Here is a 15,495-nt window from a genome sequence, read left to right as displayed (position 1 = left end):
CCATCCTGCTCAGGCCGGCCACGTCCGCGTGGCCGGCCTGAGCCACGCCCGTGCCGGTGTCGGGGCTGCTCACGCGGCCCGCTACACTTGCAGGGCTGACTTCACACGAAAGGTACGTCGTGGCGATACTCTCCGTCGTGCTGCAGGTCCTGCTCGCGATCACGAGCCTCCTGCTCACGCTCCTCATCCTCCTGCACAAGGGCCGCGGTGGCGGTCTCTCCGACATGTTCGGCGGCGGCGTGACGAGCAACCTCGGGGCGTCCGGCGTCGCCGAGCGCAACCTCAACCGCATCACGGTGATCCTCGGTCTGGTCTGGATCGTCTCGATCATCGTGCTCGGTCTCATCAACAAGTTCACGGCAGGGAGCTGAGCCATGGCAACCGGAGGCAGTGCAATCCGAGGGTCCCGCGTCGGCGCGGGTCCGATGGGGGAGCAGGACCGCGGAGTCCAGGCCGAGCGCGTGGCCGTCTCGTACTGGGACGCCCTCGGCAACGAGGTCGTGCGGTACTTCTCGGCGACCCTGCCGGAGGACGAGATCCCGGAGACGGTGGACTCGCCGTCGACGGGTCTGCCGGCCGGCCGCGACAAGGAGAACCCTCCCGTCGTCGCGAAGACCGAGCCCTACAAGACGCACCTCGCGTACGTGAAGGAGCGCCGCACCGAGGAAGAGGCAGCGCAGCTCCTCGAGGACGCGCTGCAGCAGCTCCGGCAGCGTCGCGGTACCGCGAAGTAGCACCTGACTTCAGAAGGCCCCCGCACCGATCCGGTGCGGGGGCCTTCGTCGTCCGCCGGACGTGTCGTCGGTGCCCCTCGGTCCTCCGGTCCTGGCTGTTCCGGTCGCAGGACGTGCCGCGCGCGGTCGTTCGGGTCGCACGACATGCCGTCGGGGTCGGAGGTGAGTGGCAAGTCGTGCGACCGGAAGCGGGCAGGCGACGTCCGCACGGCAGTTGCGCGGACCGACCGGACCACAGACGGATGGGAGGCGCGGTGCCAGCCGGCACCGCGCCTCCCGTCCGCCAGGGGGTCGCGTCTAGTAGGTCGACGCGATGAGGTTCTCGGGGACCTCGCGCGCGGCGTCCTGGTCCACGAAGAACACGGTGCGCTTGCGGCCCTGGACGCCGCCGACGGGGACCTCGTCCACCGCGGCACCGGCCAGCGCGAGGCCGAGCACCGACGCCTTCTCGGCGCCGGACAGGATGACCCACACGCGCTGCGAGGCGTTGATCACCGGGAAGGACAGCGTCAGGCGCTGCGCCGGCGGCTTGGGGGAGTCGTCGACCGTCAGCACGGCACGGTCGGTCACCGCGAGCTGCGGGAACTCGGGGAAGAGCGACGCCGTGTGGCCGTCGGGGCCGACCCCGAGCAGCGTGATGTCGAAGCGGGGCGCGACCGCGCCCTCGGGTGCTGCCTCCTGGAGCTCGCGCTCGTACTGAGCGGCGGCCTCGTCGATGGACAGCCCGGCGTCGGACGGTGCCATCGGGTGGATGTTCGCCTGCGGGATGTCCACGTGCTCGAAGAAGTCCGTCTGCGTGCCGGTGACGTTGCGGTCCGCATCGCCCTCGGCGACCCAGCGCTCGTCGACCCACCACACGTGCACCTTCGACCAGTCCACGCTCTCACGCGCAGGCGACTGCCCGATCGCCGCGAGGACCAGGGTCGACACCGAGCCGCCGCTGATCGCGATGTCCGCGCGCTCCTGCTCGTCCAGCACGTCGATGATCTTCGTGAGGAAGCGAGCGGCGACCGACGCGCCGAGGGACTGCTTGTCCGGGTGCACCAGCACCCGTCGTTCGTTGGTCACGTGTCTCCCGTGTTCGTGGCGGCCGACCGGTGCGACCGCCTTCGGTCCGACCGGGGCGGGCGGCGGTCGTGTCGACCGCCGCCCGGACCCCGGCCGTGTGCGGTGCTCAGCCGGCGATGGACTCGCGCAGCTGGGGCACTCCGTGCTTGACGACGTCTCCGAAGAGGACGTCCGCGTCGAGTCTACGGAGTTCCTCTGCGAGGCAGTCGCGCAGGTTCCGTCGGGGCAGCGACAGGTCGTGCGTCGGCTGCCCGGGCATCGACAGGGTCGCGACGTCGACGAGCGAGCGCTCGAGGTCGATCGTGCCCGAGGCACGCTCGAGCTTGACCCCGTGGATGCCGCTCGACCCGGTGGCCCGCGGCGAGGTGACGACGGACACCGGCACCTGCAGCTGCAGCTGGAGCCACGCGGCGAGCAGGATCGTGGACGGGCTGTCGCTCGCACCGGACACCTCGACGCCGGTGACGGGCTCGTACGGCGGCTGGTCGAGCGCCGCGGCGAGCTGGTTCCGCCAGAGCGTCAGGCGGGTCCACGCGAAGTCGGTGTCACCCGGCACGTAGGACTTCCCGAGCGCCTCGATCGCGCTGTTCGGGTCCTTCTGCGCGGCGGCATCGGTGATGCGACGCTGCGCGATCCGGCCCAGCGCGGACGCTGCCGGCTGCTCCGGAGCGGCCTGCGGCCACCATGCGACGACGGGGGCGTCGGACAGGAGGAGGCCGGTGACCAGGCTCTCCTCGTCCGTCGCGGTCTCGCCGTACGCACGGAGGACGATGACCTCGCTCGCGCCCGCATCGCTGCCGACGCGGATCTGGGCGTCGAGCCGACCGGGGGACTTCGTGTCGCCGTCGTTCTTCGACACGATGATCACCCGCATCGGGTGCTCGCGCGACGCCTGGTTCGCGGCCGAGATCGCCTCCTCCTCGTGCCCGAGGGCGGTCGAGATGATGAGCGTCAGCACGCGGCCGAGGGCGACGGCGCCACCCTCCTCGCGGATGTGGACGAGCTTCTTCTGGATCTTCGAGACCGTGGTGTTCGGCAGGTCGATCTTCATGGACGCCTCCAGGTCCGGCCGTCACGGGCGAGCAGGGCATCGGCGGACGCCGGACCCCACGTGCCGGGACGGTACTGCTCGGGCTGGCCCTGCGTGGCCCAGAACGCCTCGATCGGGTCGAGGATCTTCCACGACAGTTCCACCTCTTGGTGACGGGGGAACAGGGGCGGGTCGCCGAGGAGCACGTCGAGGATGAGTCGCTCGTACGCCTCCGGCGATGCCTCGGTGAACGCGTGTCCGTAGCCGAAGTCCATCGTCACGTCGCGCACCTGGGTGCCGACGCCCGGGACCTTCGAGCCGAAGCGGAGCGTGACGCCCTCGTCCGGCTGGACACGGATGACGAGCGCGTTCTGCCCGAGGGGTGCCTGCGTGTTGCCGTAGACGTCCTCGGGGACGCGCTTGAAGACGATCGCGATCTCGGTCACGCGACGGCCGAGGCGCTTGCCTGCCCGCAGGTAGAACGGGACGCCCTGCCAGCGGCGGGTCGCGATGTCGAGCTTGATCGCCGCGTAGGTCTCGGTCGTGGACTCGGGGTCCATCCCCGCTTCCTCGAGGAAGCCCAGGACCTTCTCGCCGCCCTGCCAGCCACCGTCGTACTGGCCGCGTGCCGTCGCCGTGGCGAGGTCCTCGGGCAGGCGCACGGCGGAGAGCACCTTCTCCTTCTCGGCGCGCAGGTCAGCGGCCTTGAACGAGACGGGTTCCTCCATCGCGGTGAGCGCGAGGAGCTGCAGCAGGTGGTTCTGGATGACGTCGCGCGCTGCGCCGATGCCGTCGTAGTACGCGGCCCGACCGGCGACGCCGATGTCCTCGGCCATCGTGATCTGCACGTGGTCGACGTAGTTCGAGTTCCAGATGGGTTCGTACATCTGGTTCGCGAACCGGAGCGTCAGCAGGTTCTGGACGGTCTCCTTGCCGAGGTAGTGGTCGATGCGGAACACGTCGTCGGGCGCGAAGACGCTCTCGACGATCGCGTTCAGCTCGCGCGCGGTGCGGAGGTCGGAGCCGAACGGCTTCTCGACGACCACGCGGCTCCAGGAGCCCTCGCGCTTCTCGGTCAGTCCGGAGACCTTGAGCTGCTCGGTCACCACGGGGAACATCTTCGGCGGGATGGAGAGGTAGAAGGCGTGGTTGCCGAGCGTGCCGCGCTCCGCGTCGAGCTCGTCGACGGTGCGCTTCAGCTCGAGGAAGGCCTCGGGGTCGTCGAACGAGCCCTGCACGAAGCGGATGCCCTGCTCGAGCTGCTTCCAGACGGCCTCGTCGAAGGGGGTGCGGGAGTGGTCCCGGACCGCGTCGTGCACGAGCTGGGAGAAGTCCTGGTCCTCCCAGTCGCGCCGGGCGAACCCGACGAGTGCGAAGCCCGGGGGCAGGAGCCCTCGGTTCGCCAGGTCGTAGACCGCGGGCATCAGCTTCTTGCGGGACAGGTCGCCCGTCACGCCGAAGATGATGAGGGTGCTGGGCCCCGCGATCCGGTTCAGACGTCGGTCGGTCGGCAACCGGAGCGGGTTGTGCTCCGGGGTGATCGCCACCGGTGACATGAGTGTGGACTCCTTGTGGGTCGAACGGAGACGGCGGAGCGCTGCGCTGCGGGGGCAGCGGCGACTCCGCCGTCGTGGTGGTCAGGTCCGGCCGGGAGGCGCGTCGCGGCTCCGGCGGTCGGGTCCTGACCGGGGGTGCCTGCGTCCGGGGGTCGGTGGTCCCGTCCTCCGGACGCAGGCTCCGGTCGTGCTTACTTGCTGTTCTCGAGCGCGGTCTTCACCGTGTCGACGAGCTCGCCCCAGGAGACGTTGAACTTGTCGACGCCCTCCTTCTCGAGCAGCGCGACGACGTCGTCGTAGTCGACACCGGCGGCAGCGATCTGGTCCATGACCTGCTGCGCGTCGTCGAACGAGCCGGCGATGGCGTCACCGTGGATCTCGCCGTGGTCGAACGTCGCGTCGAGCGTCTTGCCCGGCATGGTGTTGACCGTGTTCGGCGCGGCGAGCTCGGTCACGTAGAGCGTGTCGGGCAGCGACGGGTCCTTGACACCGGTCGAGGCCCACAGCGGGCGCTGCGTGTTGGCGCCGGACTCGAGCAGGCCGAGGGCACGCTCGGTGGCGAACTGCTCGGTCCAGACCTGGTATGCGAGCTGCGCGTTGGCGATGCCGGCCTTCGACTTGAGGGCCTTCGCCTCGTCGGTGCCCGCGGCGTCGAGGCGCTTGTCGATCTCGGAGTCGACACGCGACACGAAGAACGAGGCGACCGAGTGGATCTTCGAGAGGTCGTGGCCCGCGGCCTTGGCCTTCTCGAGGCCACCGAGGTAGGCGTCGATGACGGCGCGGTAGCGCTCGAGCGAGAAGATCAGGGTGACGTTGACCGAGATGCCGGCACCGATGACCTCGGTGATGGCCTCGAGGCCCTCGAGCGTCGCGGGGATCTTGATGAGGACGTTCTCGCGACCGACCTTCTCGAACAGGAACTTGGCCTGCTCGATGGTCTTCTGGGTGTCGTGGGCGAGGCCCGGCTCGACCTCGATCGAGACACGGCCGTCGAAGCCCTTGGTCTCGTCGTAGATCGGCTTGAAGACGTCGGACGCGTTCGCGACGTCCTGCGTGGTGATCTCGAAGATCGCCTCGGTGACGTCGGTGCCCTTCGCCGCGAGCTCCTTGACCTGCGAGTCGTAGCGCTCGCCCTTGGCGAGGGCCGACGCGAAGATCGTCGGGTTCGTGGTGACGCCGACGACGTTCTTCTGCTCGATGAGCTCGGTCAGCTTGCCGGTCTCGAGCAGCTCGCGCGACAGGTCGTCGAGCCAGATGCTGACGCCGACCTCGGAGAGGGCGGCGGTGGGGGTGTTCTCAGCCATGGTTTCTCTTCTTCTTTCGTCGACCGGCCCGGTGCGCGGAGGCGACCAGGGCCGTGTGTGTCGTGGTCTGTGGGCCGGGAGGCGCGGTGGCGGGACCGCCGCGTGCCTCCCGGCAGAGGGGCCGGACCCGGCGTACCGGATCCGGCCCCTCGTGGGTCAGGACGCTGCGATCGATTCCTTGGCGGCGGCGACGACGTGCTCGGTGGTGAAACCGAACTCGGCGAACAGGCGCTGGTAGTCGGCCGATGCACCGAAGTGCTCGATCGACACGCTGCGGCCCTTGTCGCCGACGATGTCGCGCCAGCTCATCGCGATGCCGGCCTCGACCGAGACGCGCGCGGTGACGGCCTTCGGCAGGACCTGCTCGCGGTAGGACTCCGACTGCTCGAAGAACCACTCGAGCGAGGGGGCGCTCACGACGCGGGCGTTGATGCCCTCGCCCTTGAGCTGCTCACGGGCGTCGACCGCGATCTGGACCTCGGAACCGGTCGCGATGAGGATCACGTCCGGGGTGCCGTTCGGCGCCTCGGCCAGGACGTACGCGCCCTTCGCGACGTTCTTCGCCGAGGCGAGCGTCTCGCCGGAGGCGTCGCCCTCGCCACGCTCGAAGACGGGGAGGTTCTGACGGCTCAGCGCGATGCCGGCCGGACGGTCCTTGTGCTTGAGCATCTCGAGCCACGCGTACGACACCTCGTTGGCGTCGGCCGGACGGACGACGTCGAGACCCGGGATCGCACGGAGCGCGGTGATCTGCTCGATCGGCTGGTGCGTCGGGCCGTCCTCGCCCAGGGCGATGGAGTCGTGGGTCCAGACGTAGATCGCCGGCGCCTTCATGAGCGCGGCGAGACGGACCGCCGGACGCATGTAGTCGCTGAAGATGAGGAACGTGCCGCCGAAGGGGCGGGTGTTCCCGTGCAGGACGATGCCGGACAGGATCGAGCCCATCGCGTGCTCGCGGATGCCGAAGTGCAGCACGCGGCCGTACGGGTCGGTGCTCCAGGTCTTCGTCGACGCCTCGGCCGGACCGAAGGACTTCGCGCCCTCGATCGTGGTCAGGTTCGACTCGGCGAGGTCCGCCGAACCGCCCCAGAACTCGGGCATGAGCGGCGCGATGGCGTTGATGACCTTGCCGGAGGCGGCGCGGGTCGAGACGGCCTTCTCGGTGGAGAAGACCGGCAGGGCCTCCTCGAGGCCCTCGGGGAGCTCGCCGGCGTTGATGCGGTCGAGCATCGCCTTCTTCTCCGGGTTGGCCGCAGCCCACGCGTCGAAGGTCTTCGTCCACTCGGCGTGCTCGGCCTGGCCCTTGGTGATCGCACCGCGGGTGTACTCGAGCACCTCCGGGTCGACGTGGAAGGTCTTGTCCGCGTCGAAGCCGAGGACCTCCTTGAGGCCCTTGAGCTCGTCGGCACCGAGCGCCGAACCGTGGATCTTGCCGGAGTTCTGCTTGGTCGGCGACGGCCAACCGATGATCGTCTTGAGGACGATGAGCGACGGCTTGGTCGTCTCGGCCTTGGCGGCCTCGACGGCGCGGTGGAGCTCCTCGACGTCCTCGGAGTACTCGCCGGTCTTCTTCCAGTCGACGTGCTGCACGTGCCAGCCGAGGGCCTCGTAGCGGGCCGCGACGTCCTCGGAGAACGCAATGTCGGTGTCGTCCTCGATCGAGATCTGGTTCGAGTCGTAGAAGACGACCAGGCGACCGAGCTGCTGACGGCCCGCGAGGCTCGCGGCCTCGTTGGTGACGCCCTCCTGCATGTCACCGTCACCGGCGATCACGTAGGTGAAGTGGTCGAAGGGCGACTCGCCGTCGGCGGTCTCCGGGTCGAACAGGCCGCGCTCGAAGCGCTGCGCGTAGCCGAAGCCGACCGCCGAGGCGAGGCCCTGGCCGAGCGGGCCGGTGGTGATCTCGACGCCGTCGGTGTGGCCGTACTCCGGGTGACCCGGGGTCTTCGAGCCCCACTTGCGCAGGTGCTGCAGGTCCTCGAGCTCGAGGCCGTAGCCGTGCAGGTAGAACTGCACGTACTGCAGGATCGAGGCGTGACCGGCGGAGAGGATGAAGCGGTCGCGGCCGATCCAGGTGGAGTCGCTGGGGTCGCGACGCATCACCTTCTGGAAGAGCAGGTGGGCGACCGGCGCGAGGCTCATCGCGGTGCCGGGGTGACCGTTGCCGGCGGCCTCGACCGCGTCGGCGGCGAGGACGCGTGCCGTGTCGACGGCCTTCCGGTCGATGGCGTCCCAGGTGAATTCAGCCACTTGGATGTTGACCCTTCGTTGTTGCGACATGTGCGAGGGCTCGTGCCATCGCACGGACATGATCGCCGTCCCGGGGCCGTGTGTCGTGTCGCCGTCGAGCGGCGGCCGACCGGCTCTTCGCGGCCGACGTCTTCGGGGCACACGATGCGGGAGGGCGTGTCCAGCATAGTGACCACGCACTCAGAAGGTGTCCAGGTGACGACGGTGCCGTGTCGGGCAGCCGGCCCGGTCGGCGAGGCGGGGCATCCTCGCGGCGCCTCGATGGCCTAAACTGGTGTCGACTCGTGTGCATTCCGGGTCGACGCACGCCCCGACGGTGACGGAGCCGCCCACCGAGCGTGCGAGCTGACGCGAACGGACTGAGGTTCCCCTGTTGACTGCCACCGCGACCCGGCCCGACACCGATCGACCCCGCTCGACGCTGTCCCGCAAGGTCCGCGCGTACGTCTCGCTGACGAAGCCCCGGGTCATGGAGCTGCTCCTCGTCACGACCGCTCCGACGATGTTCCTGGCGGAGCGCGGGGTCCCGGACCTCTGGCTCGTGTTCTGGACGATGCTCGGCGGCGCGATGTCGGCAGGGTCGGCCTCGGCGTTCAACTGCTACATCGACCGCGACATCGACCGGCTGATGAAGCGCACCAGCCAGCGCCCCCTGGTCACCGGTGAGCTCTCCGACAAGGAGGCACTGGTGTTCTCGTGGACGCTCGCCGTCCTGTCGACCGCCGTCCTCGGCTTCCTGGTGAACTGGCTGGCCGCCGCGCTCAGCGTCGTCGCGATCCTGATCTACGTCTGCGTCTACACGCTCTGGCTCAAGCGCCGCACCCCGCAGAACATCGTCTGGGGCGGATCCGCCGGGTGCATGCCGGTGCTCATCGGCTGGGCCGGTGTCACCGGGTCGCTGACCTGGGCGCCGATCATCCTCTTCATGGTGATCTTCCTCTGGACGCCGCCGCACTACTGGCCGCTGTCGATGAAGTACCGCGACGACTACGACGCCGCCGACGTGCCGATGCTCGCGGTCGTGCGCGGCCGCACCGTCGTCGGGCTGCAGGTCGTGCTCTACGCCTGGGCGACGCTCGTCTGCTCGCTGCTGCTCATCCCGGTCGCGCACATGGGGCCGCTGTACACGGTCGTCGCCCTGGCCGGGGGCATCTGGTTCGTCGTCGAGTCGCACCGGCTGTACTCGCGGGCGATCCAGCACGTGGAGCAGGTCCAGCCGATGCGGGTGTTCCACAGCTCGATCACGTACCTGACGCTGCTGTTCATCGCGGTGGGCATCGACCCGCTGCTGCCGCAGGTCTTCACCTTCACGATCTAGCCAGGGTTCGTCGCCCGCGCACGGAGCGCCGCCGGTCTGCCGGCGGCGCTCCGTGCGTCGGGGCGCAGCGCGGGCGGTCCCGGGTCGGGCGTTCGCGGGTCGGGTGGGCGCGGCTCGGACACGGGCGCGCGGGGTGCGTGCCCGGGTCGACCCGGGTGGCGCGGGCCGACGCGACAGCTCCGCTGTCGTACGACGACGGGGATGTCGCGGCTGTCCGCCGGCGACGTGGGCTGCACGATGCGCGTGCGCCCTGCGACGATGCCGCTGTCGTACGACGACGGGGATGTCGCAGCAGACGCGCGGCCGCGACCGGGCGTCGGACGGGAGGCGCGGGGCGGGCGGTGCTGCGCCTCCCGTCCGCACCGTGGCCGGTCCGGTGCCGCGGCGCGGGACGGCGGCGTCCGCACGAGACGGTCGCACCTGCGCGAGACGGTGCCGGTTCCGGAGGCGTCCCGCGTGGTCGGAGGCGTCCTGCGCCGACGCCGGCGTCCTGTGCGTGGTCACGGGACCGGAGCCGTGCGGACGACGACGTCCCACGCGTCGGCGCTCGGGACGGAGGCGACGCGTGGGACGTCGGAGGGCGGCGGACGACCGCGTCAGGCGGTGATGCGCTCCCGCGCGGCCTGGCGACCGGCGCTGCCGCGCGTGCTGAGCACGACGACGGTGACCGCACCGACGAGGAGTCCGGCGAGCACCATGTGGGTCCCCACCAGGCCGACCGGCAGGCCCGTGCGCGCCTGGGTCAGGCCGACGGCGATCTGCACGAACTCGACGACGAGCAGGACGAGGGCCCAGCGGCTCGACAGCCGGAGGACGACCGCGCCGACGACGAGCGCCAGTGTCAGTGCGAACAGCGCGTAGGCCGGGATCGCGTGCAGGTGCTCCATCAGCTGCGGGTCGAACCCGGTGCGGTGCAGACGGCCACCGTCGACCGCCTCACTCGCACCCGCGTGCGGCCCGGAGCCCGTGGTCAGGATGCCGACCAGGACGGTGACGACCACCGCGACGACGGTGCCGCGGACCAGGCCGGTGTACCAGCCCGGGACGAGCCGGACCGCGGTGCGCGGACCGTTCATCGAGCGGTACACGAGCGTCGCCGTCACCGCGACGAGCGTCGTCGACACCACGAAGTGCAGTCCGACGACGAACGGGTTGAGGTTCGTGAGGACGCTGAGGCCGCCGATCACCGCCTGCACCGGGATCGCGATGCCCTGGGCGAAGGCGAGCCAGAAGAGCTCGGGGCGCGTGCGGCGCATGCGGACGACGGCGAGGAACATCGCGACCGCGACCACCACCAGCACGAAGGTGAGCAGACGGTTCCCGAACTCGATCACGCCGTGGATCCCCATCTCCGGGGTCGACACGAGCGACTCGGCGGTGCACTTCGGCCACGTCGGGCAGCCGAGGCCGGACGCTGTCAGGCGGACGAGGCCGCCGGTGCCGATCAGCACCACCTCGACGACGAAGGACGCCCAGGCGAGCCAGATCACGCGGGGGTCGACGGCGCGGGGGAGGGACCACCACCGCGGCGTGCGGGTGCCGGGGCGGACGCCCTGCTCGACGGTGGGTCCGACGCGAGTCACGAGGGTGGTGCCTTCCTGTTGTTCCGTGCGGTGAACCTGTAGGATTCGAGGGTTCAGCAGCAGTCAAGTCTAGGCAGGCGCCGGCTCCGAATGGGCCGTGATCGCCGATCGGTCGGACGACTGCGTGGGACCATCGACGTTGCGAGGCAGCAACGCCGTGGGACTCCTGTCGGAGGTCCGCGGTGGAATGGCGTCCGGACGTCACGGGTTGTCCCGACAGACGCTGCCGCGAGAAGGAAACGAGGAGACCATGTCCGACGTGCTCATCGACCGTCCAGAACTCGAAGGGCTCGGCCAGTACGAGTTCGGCTGGTCCGACTCCGACACGGCCGGCGCGTCCGCGCGCCGTGGTCTGTCGGACGAGGTGGTCAGCGACATCTCCGCCCGGAAGAACGAGCCCGAGTGGATGCACAAGCTCCGCCTCAAGGCGCTGACGCTGTTCGACCGCAAGCCCATGCCGTCGTGGGGTGCCGACCTGTCGGACATCGACTTCGACAACATCAAGTACTTCGTGAAGTCCACCGAGAAGCAGGCCCAGACCTGGGAAGAGCTGCCCGAGGACATCCGCAACACCTACGAGCGCCTCGGCATCCCCGAGGCGGAGCGCCAGCGCCTCGTCGCCGGTGTCGCCGCCCAGTACGAGTCCGAGGTCGTCTACCACCAGATCCGCGAGGACCTGGAGCAGCAGGGCGTCATCTTCATGGACACCGACACGGCGCTCCGCGAGCACCCGGAGTTCTTCGAGGAGTACTTCGGCTCGGTGATCCCGGCCGGCGACAACAAGTTCGCCGCGCTGAACACCGCCGTGTGGTCCGGTGGCTCGTTCGTCTACGTCCCGAAGGGCGTGCACGTCGAGATCCCGCTGCAGGCCTACTTCCGGATCAACACCGAGAACATGGGCCAGTTCGAGCGGACGCTGATCATCGCGGACGAGGACTCCTACGTCCACTACATCGAGGGCTGCACGGCGCCGATCTACAAGTCGGACTCGCTGCACTCCGCCGTGGTCGAGATCATCGTGAAGAAGAACGCCCGCGTGCGCTACACGACGATCCAGAACTGGTCGAGCAACGTCTACAACCTCGTCACGAAGCGCGCGATCGCGCACGAGGGCGCGACGATGGAGTGGATCGACGGCAACATCGGGTCGAAGGTCACGATGAAGTACCCGTCGATCTACCTCGCCGGTGAGCACGCCAAGGGCGAGACCCTGTCCGTCGCCTTCGCCGGTCCGGGCCAGCACCAGGACGCCGGCGCGAAGATGATCCACATGGCGCCGTACACGACGTCGTCGATCGTCTCGAAGTCGATCGCCCGTGGCGGCGGCCGCGCCGGCTACCGCGGTGAGGTCCGCGTCGACCCGGCCGCGCACCACGCCGCGAACACGGTCCGCTGTGACGCGCTGCTCGTCGACACGGTGAGCCGCAGCGACACGTACCCGGCGATCGACATCCGCGTCGACGACGTCCAGCTCGGCCACGAGGCCACGGTCTCCCGCGTGAGCGAGGAGCAGCTGTTCTACCTCATGTCGCGCGGCATGCCGGAGGACGAGGCCATGGCCATGATCGTCCGCGGGTTCATCGAGCCCATCGCCCGCGAGCTCCCGATGGAGTACGCGCTCGAACTCAACAAGCTCATCGAGATGAGCATGGAAGGATCCGTCGGCTAGATGTCGAACACCAGCACCAACCCGACACCCACCGACGGGGCCACCCCCGCACCGCGCATCGACCAGCCTGTCGAGCCCTCGGCCGTCGCACAGGGCCAGCAGGCTCCGTCCGCACGCAGCACGCAGGGCACCGACCAGCACGGTGCCCGCGCGCACTCCGACGGCGGCTGGGACGCGAAGGTCCCGGTCCAGACCCGGTCCGAGCGGCCGCAGTCCGGTGACCTCGACGCGTTCCCGCCGGTGACCGGCCGCGAGGTCAACTGGAAGTTCGCGCCGCTCGCGAAGCTCCAGCCGTTGCTCGAGGGTGGCCTCGACGGCTCCGCCTACCCGTTCCTGGCCCGCCAGACCGAGGGGGCCGACGTCGAGTGGGGTCGCAGCGACGACCCGGTCGTCGGCACCGCCGGCCTGCCCGAGGACCGCGCGGCCGCGGCGGCCTGGACCGCCCGCGACGCGGTGCTGAAGGTCACCGTCAAGGCGACCGAGGCGCACGAGTCGATCTCGATCACCCGCTCGGACTTCGGCACGCAGGCCCGCGCGGCGCACACGGTCATCACGGCCGAGCAGCACGCCCAGGGCATCGTCGTCATCGACAACCGCGGGTCGGCGCTCCTCAGCGAGAACGTCGAGATCGTCGTCCGTGACGGCGCACGGCTCACGGTGGTCAGCCTGCAGGACTGGGACGACGACGCGGTGCACGTGTCGACGCAGTTCGCCGAGGTCGGTCGCGACGCCTTCCTCAAGCACGTCGTGGTCTCGCTCGGCGGCGACGTCGTCCGCGTGAACCCCTCGACGCACCTCGGGGCGCAGGGTGCGGACACCGAGATGTACGGCGTGTACTTCGCCGACGCCGGGCAGTACATCGAGCAGCAGGTGTACGTGAACCACGACGCCCCGAACACCCGTGGCCGCGTCAACTACAAGGGCGCACTGCAGGGCGAGGGTGCGCACACGGTCTGGATCGGCGACGTGCTGATCGGGCGCGCCGGCGACGGCACCGACTCGTACGAGCAGAACCGCAACCTGGTGCTCACCGACGGCACGCGCGCGGACAGCATCCCGAACCTCGAGATCGAGACGGGCAACATCGAGGGGGCCGGGCACGCCAGTGCGACCGGACGCTTCGACGACGAGCAGCTCTTCTACCTGCAGGCCCGTGGCATCCCCGAGGAGGAAGCCCGGCGCCTCGTCGTGCTCGGCTTCCTGGTCGAGGTCATCCAGAAGATCGGCGCGCCCGAGCTCGAGGAGCGCCTGATCGCCGCGGTCGAGCAGGAGCTCGCCGACGGCCGGACCGCGGTCGCCGCTGCGGAGCCCGAGGCCGAGCAGGCGGACGCCTGATGGCCGAGAAGGTCTGCGCCGAGTCGGAGATCGCCGTCGACAGCCCGATGCGCGTCGTCGTGGACGGCACCGCCGTGGCGATCGTGAAGGACTCGGCCGGGGCCGTGCACGCGATCGGCGACACCTGCACGCACGGGGACATCTCCCTGGCCGAGGGCTTCGTCGAGGGCGACACACTCGAGTGCTGGGCCCACGGGTCGCGCTTCTCGCTGGCCACCGGCAAGCCGCAGAACTTCCCGGCGTACGAGCCGGTGCCGGTCTTCCGGGTCGAGGTCCGTGACGGCGACGTCTACGTCGACGTGCACGACCCGGTCCCCGTCGACTGAGCGACACCACCACTCTTCCCGCGCGGCTGACGCCGCACAGCAGCTGTAACCGAAGGAACGCAATGTCCACTCTCGAAATCCGCGACCTGCAGGTCTCGATCGACACCGACCAGGGCACCAAGGAGATCCTGAAGGGCGTCGACCTCACCATCAACGAGGGCGAGATCCACGCGATCATGGGGCCGAACGGCTCCGGCAAGTCCACCCTGGCCTACACGATCGCCGGTCACCCGCGCTACAACGTCACCGGCGGCTCGATCACGCTCGACGGCGAGGACGTCCTCGCGATGAGCGTCGACGAGCGCGCCCGCGCCGGCATGTTCCTCGCGATGCAGTACCCGGTCGAGATCCCCGGCGTCACGGTGTCGAACTTCCTCCGTACCGCGAAGACCGCGATCGACGGCGAGGCCCCCGCACTCCGTGGGTGGGTCAAGGACCTGCGCCAGTCGATGGCCGACCTCAAGATGGACTCGTCGTTCGCCGAGCGCAACGTCAACGAGGGCTTCTCCGGCGGCGAGAAGAAGCGCCACGAGATCATGCAGCTCGAGCTCCTCAAGCCGAAGTTCGCCGTGCTCGACGAGACCGACTCCGGCCTCGACGTCGACGCGCTGAAGATCGTGTCCGAGGGCGTCAACCGCGCGAAGGCAGCGACCGGCCTCGGCGTCCTGCTGATCACGCACTACACGCGCATCCTCCGCTACATCAAGCCGGACTTCGTCCACGTGTTCGTCGCGGGCAAGGTCGCCGAGCAGGGTGGTCCGGAGCTGGCCGAGCGCCTCGAGAACGAGGGCTACGACCGCTACGTGCAGGCCGCAGCGGCGGGCAACTGATGATCACCGCACTCTCCCCGGAGAAGTTCGACGAGGTCGTCGAGGGCCTCAAGGAGGTCCAGGACCCGGAGCTCGGCGTCAACATCGTCGACCTCGGCCTCATCTACGACCTCGCGATGGACGACGAGGCGAACGCCCTCGTGATCAGCATGACGCTGACGAGCGCGGGCTGCCCGCTGACCGACGTCATCGAGGGCGACACCGCCAACGCGCTCGACGGCATCGTCGACGCGTTCCGCATCAACTGGGTGTGGATGCCGCCGTGGGGTCCGGAGCGGATCACCGACGACGGACGCGAGATGATGCGCGCGCTCGGTTTCTCGATCTAGCCGCCACGACACACGGACGGGAGGCGCGGTGCCAGCTGGCACCGCGCCTCCCGTCCGTCGTCGGTGCGGTGCGCCCGCCACGCCGAGTGCGCACGATCCGTCACGTTCGACCGGTCCCCGCGACGCCCATCGCCCGCCCGGCGATCGTCGCGCGGCGTGTCGT

General features: G+C 69.8%; 14 protein-coding genes. 8 read left to right on the top strand and 6 right to left on the bottom strand.

The window, feature by feature from the left end:
- Nucleotides 1-119: 119 nt before the first annotated feature.
- Both secG and PIJ49_RS02835 read left to right on the top strand, forming a co-directional pair.
- Nucleotides 120-371: a preprotein translocase subunit SecG gene (secG, locus tag PIJ49_RS02840; RefSeq protein ID WP_058727797.1), complete on the top strand. Its 252-nt coding sequence runs from the start codon at nucleotides 120-122 to the stop codon at nucleotides 369-371.
- Nucleotides 372-374: 3 nt separating this feature from the next.
- Nucleotides 375-734: an RNA polymerase-binding protein RbpA gene (locus PIJ49_RS02835; RefSeq protein ID WP_058727798.1), complete on the top strand. Its 360-nt coding sequence runs from the start codon at nucleotides 375-377 to the stop codon at nucleotides 732-734.
- A 297-nt stretch (nucleotides 735-1,031) separates the two neighbouring features.
- On the opposite strand, the gene pgl is transcribed toward PIJ49_RS02835, so the two are convergent.
- The 5 genes from pgl to tkt form a co-directional block, all read right to left on the bottom strand.
- Entirely contained in the window at nucleotides 1,032-1,802 is a 771-nt protein-coding gene (gene pgl / locus PIJ49_RS02830) for a 6-phosphogluconolactonase (protein WP_271825699.1), read from the bottom strand.
- A gap of 106 nt (nucleotides 1,803-1,908) precedes the next feature.
- Nucleotides 1,909-2,853 (bottom strand): glucose-6-phosphate dehydrogenase assembly protein OpcA, encoded by a 945-nt coding sequence (locus PIJ49_RS02825; protein ID WP_066654421.1) that lies wholly within the window; start codon nucleotides 2,851-2,853, stop codon nucleotides 1,909-1,911.
- The gene (zwf, locus tag PIJ49_RS02820; protein WP_271825696.1) at nucleotides 2,850-4,388 is read right to left on the bottom strand and encodes a glucose-6-phosphate dehydrogenase; all 1,539 of its coding nucleotides are present in this window, start codon (nucleotides 4,386-4,388) and stop codon (nucleotides 2,850-2,852) included. Before zwf ends, PIJ49_RS02825 begins: the two co-directional genes overlap by 4 nt.
- A 191-nt stretch (nucleotides 4,389-4,579) precedes the next feature.
- Nucleotides 4,580-5,692, bottom strand: coding sequence for a transaldolase (tal, locus tag PIJ49_RS02815; RefSeq protein WP_066654417.1), 1,113 nt, complete (start codon nucleotides 5,690-5,692; stop codon nucleotides 4,580-4,582).
- A 156-nt stretch (nucleotides 5,693-5,848) separates the two neighbouring features.
- Nucleotides 5,849-7,942 carry a transketolase gene (tkt, locus tag PIJ49_RS02810; RefSeq protein ID WP_209682499.1) on the bottom strand — a complete coding sequence of 698 codons (2,094 nt, stop codon included), beginning with the start codon at nucleotides 7,940-7,942 and terminating at the stop codon, nucleotides 5,849-5,851.
- Nucleotides 7,943-8,315: 373 nt separating this feature from the next.
- On the opposite strand from tkt, the gene PIJ49_RS02805 reads away from it, so the two are divergent.
- Nucleotides 8,316-9,260: a heme o synthase gene (locus PIJ49_RS02805; RefSeq protein ID WP_066654411.1), complete on the top strand. Its 945-nt coding sequence runs from the start codon at nucleotides 8,316-8,318 to the stop codon at nucleotides 9,258-9,260.
- Between the two features lie 596 nt (nucleotides 9,261-9,856).
- Here the strand turns inward: PIJ49_RS02805 and PIJ49_RS02800 are convergent.
- A complete protein-coding gene (locus PIJ49_RS02800) occupies nucleotides 9,857-10,843 on the bottom strand; it encodes a COX15/CtaA family protein (protein WP_251159784.1) in 987 nt (328 codons plus the stop codon).
- A gap of 250 nt (nucleotides 10,844-11,093) precedes the next feature.
- On the opposite strand from PIJ49_RS02800, the gene sufB reads away from it, so the two are divergent.
- From sufB to PIJ49_RS02775, 5 genes are all read left to right on the top strand, one after another.
- Nucleotides 11,094-12,512: a Fe-S cluster assembly protein SufB gene (sufB, locus tag PIJ49_RS02795; RefSeq protein WP_066654410.1), complete on the top strand. Its 1,419-nt coding sequence runs from the start codon at nucleotides 11,094-11,096 to the stop codon at nucleotides 12,510-12,512.
- Nucleotides 12,513-13,847 carry a Fe-S cluster assembly protein SufD gene (gene sufD, locus PIJ49_RS02790; RefSeq protein WP_081984872.1) on the top strand — a complete coding sequence of 445 codons (1,335 nt, stop codon included), beginning with the start codon at nucleotides 12,513-12,515 and terminating at the stop codon, nucleotides 13,845-13,847.
- On the top strand, nucleotides 13,847-14,173 hold the full coding sequence (locus PIJ49_RS02785; protein ID WP_081984870.1) for a non-heme iron oxygenase ferredoxin subunit: 327 nt from the start codon (nucleotides 13,847-13,849) through the stop codon (nucleotides 14,171-14,173). The genes sufD and PIJ49_RS02785 overlap by 1 nt, the downstream gene beginning before the upstream one ends.
- Nucleotides 14,174-14,235: 62 nt before the next feature.
- On the top strand, nucleotides 14,236-15,003 hold the full coding sequence (gene sufC, locus PIJ49_RS02780) for a Fe-S cluster assembly ATPase SufC (RefSeq protein ID WP_066654406.1): 768 nt from the start codon (nucleotides 14,236-14,238) through the stop codon (nucleotides 15,001-15,003).
- Complete coding sequence (locus PIJ49_RS02775) at nucleotides 15,003-15,332, top strand: metal-sulfur cluster assembly factor (RefSeq protein ID WP_022902786.1); 330 nt, start codon at nucleotides 15,003-15,005, stop codon at nucleotides 15,330-15,332. The genes sufC and PIJ49_RS02775 overlap by 1 nt, the downstream gene beginning before the upstream one ends.
- Nucleotides 15,333-15,495 lie beyond the last annotated feature (163 nt).

Origin of the sequence: Curtobacterium uvaldense, from assembly GCF_028307415.1 — a bacterium.
Lineage (GTDB): Bacteria > Actinomycetota > Actinomycetes > Actinomycetales > Microbacteriaceae > Curtobacterium.
Note: the sequence above shows the minus strand (reverse complement) of the source record. Positions and strands in the feature narration are given on the sequence as shown.

Coding starts and splice junctions, on each gene's coding strand:
- PIJ49_RS02785 (WP_081984870.1), top strand. CDS start 13,847: ATGGCCGAGAAGGTCTGCGCCGAGTCGGAGATCGCCGTCGACAGCCCG.
- PIJ49_RS02825 (WP_066654421.1), bottom strand. CDS start 2,853: ATGAAGATCGACCTGCCGAACACCACGGTCTCGAAGATCCAGAAGAAG.
- tal (WP_066654417.1), bottom strand. CDS start 5,692: ATGGCTGAGAACACCCCCACCGCCGCCCTCTCCGAGGTCGGCGTCAGC.
- zwf (WP_271825696.1), bottom strand. CDS start 4,388: ATGTCACCGGTGGCGATCACCCCGGAGCACAACCCGCTCCGGTTGCCG.
- PIJ49_RS02775 (WP_022902786.1), top strand. CDS start 15,003: ATGATCACCGCACTCTCCCCGGAGAAGTTCGACGAGGTCGTCGAGGGC.
- PIJ49_RS02835 (WP_058727798.1), top strand. CDS start 375: ATGGCAACCGGAGGCAGTGCAATCCGAGGGTCCCGCGTCGGCGCGGGT.
- sufD (WP_081984872.1), top strand. CDS start 12,513: ATGTCGAACACCAGCACCAACCCGACACCCACCGACGGGGCCACCCCC.
- sufB (WP_066654410.1), top strand. CDS start 11,094: ATGTCCGACGTGCTCATCGACCGTCCAGAACTCGAAGGGCTCGGCCAG.
- sufC (WP_066654406.1), top strand. CDS start 14,236: ATGTCCACTCTCGAAATCCGCGACCTGCAGGTCTCGATCGACACCGAC.